The organism is Streptomyces sp. NPDC050211 (assembly GCF_040656035.1).
Classification (GTDB): domain Bacteria; phylum Actinomycetota; class Actinomycetes; order Streptomycetales; family Streptomycetaceae; genus Streptomyces.
In genome coordinates, this window is the sequence record NZ_JBFALC010000008.1 from 195,524 (window position 1) to 208,654 (window position 13,131).

Here is a 13,131-nt window from a genome sequence, read left to right on the forward strand (position 1 = left end):
ATGTGCGCTCGTGTGCTGCCCCCTGCCCTCCGCAAGGCCCCGTGCCGAGCGAGGGAGAGCCCCACGTGACCATCGCGCCAGCCGAACCGGCCTCAGCGATCCAGGACACCGACGGTCCGGGAACCGCACTGCTGCGGACCCTGACCGAGCTGACCGCCGACCTCCCCGACGCCGACCCCGGCCGGGTCGCCGCCGCCGCGCTGCGCGGCAAGTCGGCCCGAGCGGACGAGTCGGAGTTGCGCGAGCTGGCCACCGAGGCCGCGGCCGGCCTCATCTCGGAGGACCCCGCGTACTCCCGGCTGGCCGCCCGTCTCCTGACGATCAGCATCGCCGCCGAGGCGGCCTCGCAGGGCGTCACGTCGTTCTCCGAGTCGGTCGCCGTCGGCCACCGCGAGGGCCTCATCGCCGACCGCACCGCCGAGTTCGTACGGCTGCACACGGCCCGCCTGGACCATCTGATCGACCGTGCGGCCGACGACCGCTTCGGCTACTTCGGCCTCCGCACGCTCCACTCCCGCTACCTCCTCCGGCACCCCCTCACCCGCAAGGTGATCGAGACGCCCCAGCACTTCATGCTGCGCGTCGCCGCCGGTCTCGCCGAGGACGACAGCGCGAGGTCCGTCGACGAAGTCGCCGCGCTCTACGGGCTGATGAGCCGCCTCGACTACCTCCCCTCCTCCCCCACCCTCTTCAACTCCGGCACCCGGCACCCCCAGATGTCGTCCTGCTACCTCCTCGACTCCCCCAAGGACGAGCTGGACTCCATCTACGACCGCTACCACCAGGTGGCCCGCCTCTCGAAGCACGCGGGGGGCATCGGCATCGCCTACTCCCGCATCCGCTCCCGCGGTTCACTGATCCGCGGCACGAACGGGCACTCCAACGGCGTCGTCCCGTTCCTGAAGACCCTGGACGCCTCGGTCGCGGCCGTGAACCAGGGCGGCCGGCGCAAGGGCGCGGCGGCGGTGTATCTGGAGACCTGGCACTCCGACATCGAGGAGTTCCTGGAGCTGCGCGACAACACCGGTGAGGACGCCCGCCGTACGCACAATCTGAACCTCGCGCACTGGGTCCCCGACGAGTTCATGCGCCGGGTGAACGCGGACGGGGTGTGGTCCCTCTTTTCCCCCGCCGACGTGCCCGAACTGGCCGACCTGTGGGGCGAGGAGTTCGACGCCGCCTATCGGAAGGCGGAGGCCGCGGGGCTCGCGCGCAAGACCATCCCGGCCCGTGACCTGTACGGCCGCATGATGCGTACCCTCGCGCAGACCGGCAACGGCTGGATGACCTTCAAGGACGCCGCCAACCGCACCGCCAACCAGACCGCCGAGCCCGGCCATGTCGTCCACTCCTCCAACCTCTGCACAGAGATCCTGGAGGTCACGGACGACGGCGAGACGGCGGTGTGCAACCTGGGTTCGGTCAATCTCGGCGCGTTCGTGAACGACGGGGACATCGACTGGGAGCGGCTGGACGAGGCGGTCCGCACCGCCGTCACCTTCCTGGACCGCGTCGTCGACATCAACTTCTACCCGACCGAGCAGGCAGGCCGCTCCAACGCCAAGTGGCGCCCCGTCGGGCTCGGCGCGATGGGCCTCCAGGACGTCTTCTTCAAGCTGCGTCTGCCCTTCGACTCACCCGAGGCCAAGGCCCTCTCCACCCGCATCGCCGAGCGCATCATGCTGTCTTCCTACGAGGCCTCCGCCGACCTCGCCGAGCGCAACGGGCCCCTCCCCGCCTGGCAGAAGACCCGTACCGCCAAGGGTGTCCTGCACCCCGACCACTACGACGTCGAGCTGACCTGGCCCGAGCGCTGGGCGGCCCTGCGGGACCGTATCGCCGAAGTCGGTCTGCGCAACTCGCTGCTCCTGGCCATCGCACCCACCGCGACCATCGCCTCCATCGCCGGTGTGTACGAGTGCATCGAGCCGCAGGTCTCCAACCTCTTCAAGCGCGAGACCCTGTCCGGCGAGTTCCTCCAGGTCAACTCGTACCTGGTGAACGAACTCAAGGCGCTCGGCGTCTGGGACGCCCGCTCGCGGGAGGCGCTGCGTGAGTCGGGCGGCTCGGTGCAGGACTTCGCCTGGATCCCGGCGGACGTAAGGGCGCTGTACCGCACCGCGTGGGAGATCCCGCAGCGTGGACTCATCGACATGGCCGCCGCCAGGACCCCGTTCCTGGACCAGTCCCAGTCCCTGAACCTCTTCCTGGAGACGCCGACCATCGGCAAGCTCTCCTCGATGTACGCGTACGCCTGGAAGTCCGGGCTGAAGACGACGTACTACCTGCGCTCGCGCCCGGCGACCCGGATCGCCCGCGCGGCACAGGCCCAGGCTCAGCCTGAAAAGACTGTCCCCGTCCAGCAGGTGACCTCTGAAGACGCCGTCGCCTGCTCCCTGGAAAACCCCGAGTCCTGCGAGGCCTGCCAGTAATGACCACCCGTAATCAAAATCTCCTCGACCCGGGCTTCGAGCTGACCCTGCGCCCCATGCGCTACCCCGACTTCTACGAGCGCTACCGGGACGCCATCAAGAACACCTGGACCGTGGAGGAGGTCGACCTCCACTCGGACGTCACCGACCTCGCCAAGCTCACGCCCGCCGAGCAGCACCTGATCGGCCGCCTCGTCGCCTTCTTCGCGACGGGTGACTCGATCGTCGCCAACAACCTGGTGCTGACGCTCTACAAGCACATCAACTCCCCCGAGGCGCGGCTGTACTTGAGCCGCCAGCTCTTCGAGGAGGCCGTGCACGTCCAGTTCTACCTGACGCTGCTGGACACCTACCTGCCCGATCCGGAGGACAGGGCCGCCGCGTTCGACGCCGTGGAGAGCATCCCGTCCATCCGCGAGAAGGCCGGATTCTGCTTCAAGTGGATCAACGAGGTCGAGAAGCTGGACCGCCTGGAGACACAGGCCGACCGGCGCCGTTTCCTGCTCAATCTCATCTGCTTCGCCGCGTGCATCGAGGGCCTGTTCTTCTACGGTGCCTTCGCGTACGTCTACTGGTTCCGCAGCCGGGGTCTGCTGCACGGCCTGGCGACCGGCACCAACTGGGTGTTCCGCGACGAGACGATGCACATGTCCTTCGCGTTCGACGTGGTCGACACGGTCCGCAAGGAGGAGCCGGAGCTCTTCGACGACCAGCTCGAGCAGCAGGTCACCGACATGCTGAGGGAGGCCGTCGAGGCCGAGCTGCAGTTCGCGCGCGACCTGTGTGGTGACGGCCTCCCGGGGATGAACACGGAATCGATGCGGCAGTACCTGGAGTGCGTCGCCGACCAGCGGCTCAGCCGCCTCGGCTTCGCCCCGGTGTACGGCTCCGAGAACCCCTTCTCCTTCATGGAGTTGCAGGGGGTTCAGGAACTCACCAACTTCTTCGAGCGGCGTCCTTCGGCGTACCAGGTGGCGGTGGAGGGCACCGTCGACCTGGACGAGGACTTCTGAGTCTGAGTCTTCCGTTCCGCCTCCCTCAGCTGTCGGTCGATCCGGCGGTCGTGGATCGCACCCACGAGCGCCGGACCTCCGAGGAGGGAGAAGAGAATCACGAGGGCCATGAGTTCGAGGAATGTGTTCATGCGGTAAGTCTCGTACTGGCAAGACACTCCTGACAGTGGCAGGACTGTCATACACCCTCGAATTACTGCCACGGCAGTGGCACACTGGCAGCATGCTGAAGAACGTGGCCGTCGCCCTGCTCGACGGAGTTCATCCCTTCGAACTCGGTGTGGTCTGTGAGGTCTTCGGCCTCGACCGCAGCGACGAGGGGCTGCCGGTGTACGACTTCGCGGTCGTCTCGGCGGAAGGACCCGCGCTGCGCACCCATGTCCCCGGGTTCACGGTCTCCACGCCGTACGGGCTCGAGCGGCTCGACGAGGCGGATCTGATCGCCGTACCGGCGGGAAGCGACTACATCGGCCGGGACTATCCGGACGAGCTGCTCGACGCCCTGGTCAGGGCCACGGACCGGGGCGCCCGGGTGCTCAGCGTCTGCTCCGGCGTCTTCGTCCTCGGCGCCGCCGGGCTGCTCGACGGGCGGCGGTGCGCGGTGCACTGGCGGCAGGCGGACGAGCTGGCCCGGCGCTTCCCGCGCGCGATCATCGAGCCCGATGTGCTGTACGTGGACGAGGACCCGGTGATCACCTCGGCGGGCACGGCCGCCGGCATCGACGCCTGTCTGCACATCGTGCGCAAGGACGAGGGGCCGGAGGTCGCCAACGCCATCGCCCGGCGCATGGTCGTACCGCCGCACCGGGACGGCGGACAGGCCCAGTTCATCGAGCGGCCGCTGCCCCGATCGCAGTGCGACACGGTCGGTGAGGTGCTGGTCTGGATGGAGGAGCATCTCGACGAGGAGGTCACCGTCGAGCAGCTCGCCGCGCGGGCGCACATGTCGCCGCGCACCTTCGCCCGTCGCTTCCAGCAGGAGACCGGCACGACCCCCTACCGCTGGATCCTGCGTCAGCGCGTGCTGCTGGCCCAGCGGTTGCTGGAGGCGACGGACGAGACGATGGACGCGATCGCGGCCCGCACCGGGTTCGGTACCGCGGCCGCGCTGCGCCATCAGTTCGTACGGTCGATCGGGACGACCCCGCAGGCCTACCGGCGGACATTCCGGGGCCCCGAAGCGGCCTGACGCATCACCTCACCTCGGTACGGGCCTCAGCAGCAGTCGGTGCGGGCGCAGCGTGATGCCCACCCGGGTGCCGTCCTTGGAGCCCGGCACCTGCTCGAAGCGGTACTTGGTGGCCAGTGCCGCCGTGATCAGCGTCAGCTGGGCCATCGAGAAGTGGTCGCTGGGGCACTTGCGGTTGCCGACGCTGAAGGGGCTCATGGCGTATTTCGGCACGTCCTTGACCCGCTCGGGCAGCCAGCGGTCCGGGTCGAACTCCAGGTTGTGCCCATAGGACAGCGGATCGCGCTGGATCGCGTACGGGCTGTACACGATGTCGGCCCCGGCCGGAATGCGGTAGCCACCGAGTTCCGTGTCGGTCACCGCCCGTCGCGTCAATATCCATACGGCCGGGCGCAAACGCATGGCTTCGACGACGACATTGTTGGTGTGCCTGAGCTTACGGACGTCGCCGAATGCGACGGGCCGGCCGCCGGTCACGGATTCGACCTCCGCCTTCACCTTGTCCGCGTGTTCGGGTTGTTCCGCGAGCATGTGCAGGAGCCACATGATCGTGGACGCCACCGTTTCGCTGCCGGGGGTGAGTATCGCGACGACCTGGTCGTGGATCTCCTGTTCCCCGATGGGGTCGCCATTGTCGTCCTTCGCCTCCAGCAATGCCGTCAGCAAATCGTCCGGCCTTTGACCAGATGCCCGGCGTTCGGCGACGATCTCGTCGACCAGGAGATGCAAATCGGCCAGCGCCCGGTTGAATTTGCGGTTGGGCGGCAGAGGCAGCCGGTAGAGCGGTCCGAGCGGGACGACCATCCTCCGGTACATCCCGCGGAACACGGTGGCGAGCGCGACACACAGCCGCTCCGCCCGCTCGTCCATGTAATCGCCGCGCAGCAGACAGCGCGCGGCGATCCGCACGGCGATCCGGAAGGACTCGGAGGTGCAGTCGATGGTCTCGCCGGGCCGCCAGCGCTCGGTCAGCCCATGCGCCTCCTCCTCCATGATCGGCCCGTACGCCGGGATGGCATCGAGCCGGAAGGCGGGCTGGATGGTGCGGCGCTGACGCCGGTGCCGCGGGCCATTCGCGGTGGCCACGCCCTCCTTGCCGAGCAGGCCCTCGAGCGACTCCCACAGCGGGCCGTCGATCTTGAAGTCGGTGCTCAGTGCCAGCGCTCCGGTGAGCGCCGGGGTGGTGACGGCATACACCGTCTTCGGGCCGAGCTTCAGCCGGACGACGTCGCCGTGCTCGCGCAGCCGGGCCATGAAGGCCAGCGGGTCGCGGACCAGCTTGAGGCCATGGCCGAGACCAGGGACCCCACCGCCCGCCAGGGGCGGCTCACGCAGCTCCGATGCCCCATGTTCCGGGGCTTCGGGCTTCACGGACTCGACGGTCATTTCTCACCTGCCGCTTCGTTGTTGACGTACGGGGGCGTGGACCGGTCGTCCCAGGAGTCGACCCGGTAGCGGCCGGACTCGTGGTGGAACCAATAGACCGTGCTGAACCAGTTCCGCATATTGCCGACACAGGCCCGCACGGCGGCACTCAATTCCTTTCCCCGCACCGTTCCGTCGTCGAGCCCGTCGGCGAAACGCAGGGCCCTCTTTTCGACGGCCAGGAATTCGGAGACGCATCCCTCGACGCGTCGCCGCACTTCCCCGATCGCCGCTTCCAGTGTCATCCCTTCATGCTTGATGAGACTGATTCCGAGATTGTGGACCTCATCGCCCGCGATTTCCTTGGGCAACGAACAGAGGTCGTTGTACCAGGCGGCGAATTCCTGGCTCAGCAGGGCCGCCCGGCGGTATACCGGGTGTTTCCGCACGGGGTCCGGCAGTTCCTGTCCCGCGCTCGGTTCCAGCAGATCCGTCCAGATCCAGTGCGCGAAAGTGAGGCGGCGCAGTGCGAGATATTCCTCGACCGTCGGGACGACTCCCTCGGTACGGTTGTGGAATTCCCGGTCGTACGCCTCGATCACCGCGTGGAAGTGCCGGGCGAATCGCGCGTTCCAGGTTTCGGGCAGGAACGAGTACAACCGCACCATGCTGTCCGCGAACCCCGCGACCAGGGGATCCTCGTGGTGCAGATGGTCCTCGGGGGATTCGAGGGCCGTATGCAACCGGAACCTCAGCCGCCGCCAAGCGGCGGGCCGGCCGTGCACGATGTCACGGTCATGCCGGTCGTCCCAGACGAAGAACCACGCGCTGTAGTCCGCAATCGCCTGGAGGACGTCGTCGGGGGCACCAATGTAGTAGCCCGCCATGAGGTCCGTGTAGCAAAGGCCGTCGGCATATTCCTCCACCTTGTCCGCCGGCATGAGCCTTTTTTCCAGTAGCCAGGTACGGGTCTTCTCCTGGAGCCTGGGCCAATACGGATGGAGTTGCCTGGGAAACGCTGCCTCGATCACCGGTAGAGAGAGCGATGGTGGGACCGCGACCGCCGTCGGTGTCGATGTGGTGCTGTGCGAGAAAGCATGCACGAACAAACCCCTCTCAGCCGCCAGTTGCACACACCCCTCCCGCCGTGCCGGGCGTGCGCCGTTGCGTATCCCCGCACTTCCATTCAGCACCACAACTGACCGATCTGGGAACGCATTTGCTCCATTCACTACCCCACGGTGCCGAGAACGTCCCCTTGTGTGACTGAATATGGGTCACCGGCTGCACGCATACGATCGAACGTGCGACGGACATGCGAACGGCGCCTGGTCAGGAAGGGGATCCTGAACAGACGCCGTACGCAAGGGAGTTGTGGGGCTCCAGTTGACCCCGGCCGGCTTCAGTCGTTCGCGACCACGGGGTAGCGGGGCTCGTTCTCGGCCATCTGCCGCAGCGCGTCCTTGCGTTCGCGCTTGGAGAGCCGGTCGATGTAGAGGTACCCGTACAGATGGTCCGTCTCGTGCTGCAAACACCGGGCGAAGTAGCCGGTGCCGCGCACCTTGATCGGGTTCCCCTGCTCGTCCTGACCGGTCACCTCGGCGTAGTCGGGCCGGGCGAGCGGCGCGTAGGCCGTCGGCACCGACAGACAGCCCTCGTTGCTGTCGTCCAGCCGGCGCTGCTCGGCGGGCAGCTCGACCAGCTTCGGGTTGCAGACCACGCCCACGTGCCGGACGCCCTGGTCGTCCTGGCAGTCGTAGACGAAGACCTTCAGGTCGACGCCGATCTGGTTGGCGGCCAGGCCCACGCCCTCGGCGGTGTGCTGCGAGGCGAACATGTCCGCGACCAGCTGCTGGAGCTCCTCGCCGAAGTCGGTGACGTCCCTGCACTCCTTGTGCAGCACCGGGTTCCCGACGACGGTGATCGGCCGCGAGCTGCCACGCTCACGCCAGGCGCTCTCGCGCTCCTCCGCGTCCTCGGTGTCGACGACAAACCCCTCGTCATCCACGGGAAGCACGCCCGCGTGCTGCTGCTCGGTGTCCTGCTGGGCCATGACCGACGATGCCTTCCTAAAACCAAACAAGGGTGAAGTTGCGGATACAGGGTACGTGGACGCGCCCCGTCAGGGGCGCGGGGAACTGCGCGACCAGCCACGACGAGACCCGCAGCCGAAAGCCGTGCTAGCAGACCTCTTCCAAATCCCGCCAGTCCCGAGAATCCGGACTATCGGCCACCCATCCATCCAGCAGCCCCCGAACCAGCGAAGCCGGCGCAGCCACCCCGCACTCCCGCTCCGGCACCCACAACTGCCCATCCGTCCGATGCCCCAGCGGCCCGGGATGCCCCGGCTCACTGTGATCATGCGGATCCAGATGCTCCCCGTCACCTTCATCCGACGGCATCCGCGACTCCGAGCACATCCGACACAGCAACCGCACCGAAGACGACCAGTCCTCCGCAGCGAACCCCGCATCCGCCGCCAACTGCTCCAACGCATCCCGGTCGGCCTCGCTCGCGGCCTCCAGGAGCACCACCCACGTCGGCACCGGCGACGGCGCCCACAGCTCGATCTCGTCGAAGACGGGATACGCGTGCCCCGCGGCAATGGTCCGCTCGCCATGCGGAACCCCGTCGTGCAGCACGACCTCGCCCCAGCGCCGCCCCGACGACGGCAGCGGAATGGACAGCACCTCGATCCGCGCGGGATCGAGCCGCCGCCCCCACACGACCTCGGCCTCGCCCTCCGGCGACAGCCGTACGGCCGCACTGCCCAGGTCCATCCCGACGGGCTCCCCGGCGGCGCCGGGACCGCCCGGCACCCGCAGCCCGTACGCCTGCCAGGCCCGGCGGGCCAGCGGCCAGTCCTGGAGTGCGGTGGCGGCGATGCCGACGTTCCACCAGTCAGGTGCGCCGGTCTCCCGGTCGAGCAGCGCGACGGCCCTGAGACCCGCGGCCCGCGCCTGCTCCCAGTCGTGCCGGAATTTGTGCAGCAGGGCCAGGTTGAACCAGGACTCGGAAAGCCAGGGCTCCAGGTCGGCGGCCCGTGTCAGCAGCGCGCCCGCGTCCTCGTACCGACCGTCCCCGATCAGCGTGAACGCACGGTCGGTGGCCTGCCGCCAGGAGGCGGAGGGCCGGTGCCGTCCCTTGCCGAAGATCCTCACGATTCCCGCCTGCCAGTTCCGTGGAGTGGGCTGGCTGTGCCTTTCGCGCCCCCGGACACCCTCTCCTGCGCATCAAACCACGTACGGCTGGAGGGGCGCTCATTACCCATGGGTTACCCAGCCCCGGGCAGGGTCAGACAGTCCTTGGCCAGCACACGGGCCAGCGACTCGACCACCTCGGGTGCGTAGTCCCCGGCGGTCGCGAGCCGCAGCTCCTCCAGGGCCCGCAGCGGCCCGCCGGGACCGGCGTCCCGCGCCTTCTCCTCGTAGGCGTTCACCGCCCGTACGATCCGTGCGGCCACGGGCTGCTCCCGGCAGGGGTCGGCCTGCCGTTCCACGACCGTGGCGACCTGGGGGCTCACCCCGGTCTGCCGTACGACGGCCCCGCCGAGCAGCGCGATCCGCCGCTGCTCGGACGCCGGGAGCGCGGCGGTGGCTCCGGCCGGGACGGGGTCGACGAGGCTGAGCTGACCGATGTCGTGCATGAGTGCCGCGTACTCCAGGACGGTGAGGTCGGGCCCGGACAGCCCCATGTCGCGCCCGACCGCCCGGCTGAGCGCGGCCACCCGCCGGGCATGCCCCGCGGGGGTGTATCCGGCGATCTCGGTGGCGCGGGCGAGGGAGGCGATGGTCTGCCGGTAGGTGGTGCGGACGGCGGCGTAGCGCCGGAAGGAGAGCTGGGTGAGCAGCAGCGGCAGCGAGAAGACGGGCAGCGCCCACAGCCCCACGACGGCCACCGCGAGCGCCATCACCGCCCCGGTCGCGCACACCGCGGACCCGATCCCGAGCATGCCCCGCAGCTCGTCCCGCAGCAGCGGTCCGAAGGGCCACCCGGTGCGGGAGTGCGCGAGGGCCGCCGCGAGGACGGCGTCGCACAGCGCGGTGAGCGTGAGCAGCACGACGAGCAGCAGGGCGTACGCGGGGCCCGCGCCCTTGCCGAACGCGCCCTGGTTGTAGAGGGGTTGGAAGCAGAAGGCGGCGAAGGCGACGGTCAGGATGCGCCGGGCCAGATGATCGGCCGTCGACCCCTGCCCCCGCGCGATGTGCGGCACGCTCCCGACGAGCGAGGCGGCGAGCACGACGGTGACGACCTGCGGGACGCCGTGTTCGGTGGCCCGTCCCGCGTCCTCCCCGAGCAGCGCGTACGCGAGCGCCCCCGCCGCCCCGAGCGGCGCGGACTCCCTGACCTCGGCCCCGCTCCACCGGGCGAGTTCACCGAGGGTGACGAGGACGGCGAAGGCGAGGGCGACGGAACGGTCGTCGAGGCCGGTCCAGAGGGTGTGGGCGAGGGAGGCGGCGGCGAGACAGAGCGCGCAGGCGTGGATGAGGGTCACCAGCGGCCGCCGGCGTGCGACGCTCATCGCCGCGCTCCCAGGCGGCTCTCGGCGGGCGGGGTGACGTGCGGTTCCTCCCCCGCGGTGACCGCCGGGTGCCAGCCGTGTCGGCCCAGGGCTCGCACTAGCGCCTCGACCATCCGGGGATCGAACTGCGCTCCCGCACACCGCCGCAGCTCCTCCAGCGCGACCGGGACCGGCCTGGCCCGCCGGTAGGACCGCGTGGACGTCATCGCGTCGAAGGCGTCGGCGACGGCCACCACCCGCGCACATTCCGGGATCTGGGTGCCCACCAGCCCGTACGGATATCCGCTCCCGTCCAGCCGCTCGTGATGGTGCAGCACCGCCGCCCGCGCCTCGCCCAGGAAGGCGATCCCGCGCACCATCTCGTGCCCGTACTCCGGATGCAGCTCGATGACCCGCCGCTCCTCGGGCGTCAGCGGCCCGTCCTTGCGCAGCAGCCGCGTCGGCACGCCCAGCTTCCCCACGTCGTGCAGGATTCCGGCGAACCGCAGGACTTCGACGCGTTCGTCGTCCATCCCCAGCTCACGCGCGATCATCGTCGACGCGTGCCCGACTCGCTCGCTGTGCCCGCGCGTGTACCCGTCCTTGATGTCGACGGCCTGCACCAGCGCCCGGATGGTCGCCTGATGCGCCGCCCGCTCCCGGTGGTACTGCGCGAACACCCAGGCCGACACGCACATCGGCAGCAGCACCAGCAGCGCGGCGAACGGCCCGTACGGGCTGCGCCACAGGACGGCCATCATCAGCCCGGCGAGCCCGTGGACGCCGATCGGCGCCAGGGACCGTAGAAACAGACCACGCCAGGCCCGCCGTACGGGCACCCGCTCGGCGAGGGCCAGGATCCCGCCGTCCAGCACGCTGAGTACCAGGCAGAACGCGAGCACCGCGGCCAGGGCGGGCAGCAGCGCGTACGGGAAGTCGCACGCCACGACCGCGTCCCGCCCCCCCAGCGCCCAGTGGACGCGGGCCGCCGCCCAGACGGCGACGACGAGTTCGGCCGCCCGCCAGATCCGCCGCAGCGCCCGCGGCCGGCCCGCTACGGGGGACAGCAGCGCTCCGGGCACCGCGACCAGCGCGGCGGCGGGCGGCGGCAGCAGAAAGGCACCGGCCAGCAGGACGGGATAGAAGGTGCCCAGGAACCGCCACCGGGTGATCTGCTCGCATCCGGCGTAGAGCGCGGCGAGCAGCGCGACCGCCCACCAGGGCGTGTGCAGGGACGGCAGCGGGAGGAGGCAGAGCAGCGCAGCGAGGGCGACGCAGGCGACGTACGCGCGTGCCCGCGCTGGTATCGCCTCCATGACGTCCCTCCCCGACCGTGCCCGTACCGGCTCAGGAGCCTAGGGCGGCGGGTGGGACGGCCGCGGGTCGATGACCCGCGGTTAGCACGTTCGAGTGACGACAGGCCGTTCAGGATTCCTGCGGGGTCGCCGTCACGTCATGGTCCGGCACTGCCTGCCCGGAGCGGATCAGGTCGATCCGCCCCAGGACCTTGGAGCGCAGGTCGGTGGGTACGTCGTCGTGACCGCAGCACCGCTTGACGAGCTTCTTCACGGCCTCTTCGAGCCCGTACTTCTCCAGGCACGGCGAGCACTCCTTGAAGTGCTGCTTGAACTTGGCGCGATCGACGTCCGGCATCTCACTGTCGAGGAACTCGTAGAGATGGTCCAGGACTTCACTGCAGTCCGTCTCGTGCGGCTCTCCGCAGCTCATGACCCCGAGCCTTTCGCTTCGTTCGACTCTCCGGCGCCGGCCGGGACAAGCCCGCGCTCACGGGCGTAGTCCTCGAGCATGCCGCGCAGTTGACGGCGGCCCCGGTGCAGCCGGGACATCACCGTCCCGATGGGTGTCCCCATGATGTCCGCGATCTCCTTGTACGCAAAGCCCTCTACGTCGGCCAGATACACGGCGATGCGGAACTCCTCGGGGATCGCCTGGAGCGCTTCCTTCACGTCCGAGTCGGGCAGGTGGTCGAGCGCCTGCGACTCCGCGGAGCGCAGACCCGTCGACATGTGCGACTCGGCACGGGCGAGCTGCCAGTCCTCGATCTCCTCGGCCGCGGAGCGCTGGGGTTCACGCTGCTTCTTGCGGTACGAGTTGATGAAGGTGTTGGTGAGGATCCGGTACAGCCACGCCTTGAGGTTGGTGCCCTCGCGGAACTGGTGGAAGGACGCGTACGCCTTGGCGTACGTCTCCTGCACCAGGTCCTCGGCGTCGGCCGGGTTGCGCGTCATGCGCAGCGCGGCTGAATACATCTGGTCGAGGAATTCGAGCGCGTCCCGCTCGAAGCGCACGTTGCGCTCCGCGGTGGACTCCGCGCCCATGCCCTGGCCCTCGGGCTGCTCCGCCTGGCCGTTGTCGGTCCCTGCGTCGATCCCAGTGACCGGACCCACCTCCTCAAGATTCCGGGCAGCACCGATACCGGTGTCACCAGACTCGGAGGATAGACGACGACCCGTCCCCGCCGCCCCTCGAATAGGGGTGGTCTTGGCCGCGTGCAGCACCGTCCAGTCCAGGTCAGTGCGGCTGCTGCGGCTCGGGCATACGGTCGAACCCATGCGGCGGACTTCCTCTCCCACGACGTCGGTGCTGGTCTCTCAGCACTTCTGTCCCGCT

11 protein-coding genes are annotated in these 13,131 nt (G+C 69.2%); 3 read left to right on the forward strand and 8 right to left on the reverse strand.

What is annotated here, in order from left to right:
- Nucleotides 1-65: 65 nt before the first annotated feature.
- The 3 genes from AB0I98_RS11500 to AB0I98_RS11510 all read left to right on the forward strand — a co-directional run bounded on the left by AB0I98_RS11500 (nt 66) and on the right by AB0I98_RS11510 (nt 4,634).
- A complete protein-coding gene (locus AB0I98_RS11500) occupies nt 66-2,432 on the forward strand; it encodes a ribonucleoside-diphosphate reductase subunit alpha (RefSeq protein WP_362938802.1) in 2,367 nt (788 codons plus the stop codon).
- Nucleotides 2,432-3,445: a ribonucleotide-diphosphate reductase subunit beta gene (locus tag AB0I98_RS11505; protein WP_362938805.1), complete on the forward strand. Its 1,014-nt coding sequence runs from the start codon at nt 2,432-2,434 to the stop codon at nt 3,443-3,445. The genes AB0I98_RS11500 and AB0I98_RS11505 overlap by 1 nt, the downstream gene beginning before the upstream one ends.
- 223 nt (nt 3,446-3,668) lie before the next feature.
- Complete coding sequence (locus AB0I98_RS11510; RefSeq protein ID WP_362938808.1) at nt 3,669-4,634, forward strand: helix-turn-helix domain-containing protein; 966 nt, start codon at nt 3,669-3,671, stop codon at nt 4,632-4,634.
- 9 nt (nt 4,635-4,643) lie between these two features.
- On the opposite strand, the gene AB0I98_RS11515 is transcribed toward AB0I98_RS11510, so the two are convergent.
- The 8 genes from AB0I98_RS11515 to sigR form a co-directional block, all read right to left on the reverse strand.
- Nucleotides 4,644-6,020: a cytochrome P450 gene (locus AB0I98_RS11515; protein ID WP_362938811.1), complete on the reverse strand. Its 1,377-nt coding sequence runs from the start codon at nt 6,018-6,020 to the stop codon at nt 4,644-4,646.
- The gene (gene cyc1 / locus AB0I98_RS11520) at nt 6,017-7,102 is read right to left on the reverse strand and encodes an epi-isozizaene synthase (protein WP_362938898.1); all 1,086 of its coding nucleotides are present in this window, start codon (nt 7,100-7,102) and stop codon (nt 6,017-6,019) included. Before cyc1 ends, AB0I98_RS11515 begins: the two co-directional genes overlap by 4 nt.
- 299 nt (nt 7,103-7,401) lie before the next feature.
- The gene (gene def / locus AB0I98_RS11525) at nt 7,402-8,052 is read right to left on the reverse strand and encodes a peptide deformylase (protein ID WP_362938814.1); all 651 of its coding nucleotides are present in this window, start codon (nt 8,050-8,052) and stop codon (nt 7,402-7,404) included.
- Nucleotides 8,053-8,179: 127 nt separating this feature from the next.
- Complete coding sequence (locus AB0I98_RS11530; RefSeq protein WP_328357233.1) at nt 8,180-9,160, reverse strand: hypothetical protein; 981 nt, start codon at nt 9,158-9,160, stop codon at nt 8,180-8,182.
- Nucleotides 9,161-9,273: 113 nt separating this feature from the next.
- Entirely contained in the window at nt 9,274-10,521 is a 1,248-nt protein-coding gene (locus AB0I98_RS11535; RefSeq protein WP_362938817.1) for an HD domain-containing protein, read from the reverse strand.
- Nucleotides 10,518-11,816 carry an HD-GYP domain-containing protein gene (locus AB0I98_RS11540; RefSeq protein ID WP_362938820.1) on the reverse strand — a complete coding sequence of 433 codons (1,299 nt, stop codon included), beginning with the start codon at nt 11,814-11,816 and terminating at the stop codon, nt 10,518-10,520. The genes AB0I98_RS11535 and AB0I98_RS11540 overlap by 4 nt, the downstream gene beginning before the upstream one ends.
- A 109-nt stretch (nt 11,817-11,925) precedes the next feature.
- Nucleotides 11,926-12,228, reverse strand: coding sequence for a mycothiol system anti-sigma-R factor (gene rsrA, locus AB0I98_RS11545; RefSeq protein WP_210572346.1), 303 nt, complete (start codon nt 12,226-12,228; stop codon nt 11,926-11,928).
- Nucleotides 12,225-12,908, reverse strand: a complete 684-nt coding sequence (gene sigR / locus AB0I98_RS11550) for an RNA polymerase sigma factor SigR (protein ID WP_362938823.1) — start codon at nt 12,906-12,908, stop codon at nt 12,225-12,227. The genes rsrA and sigR overlap by 4 nt, the downstream gene beginning before the upstream one ends.
- Nucleotides 12,909-13,131: the final 223 nt, after the last annotated feature.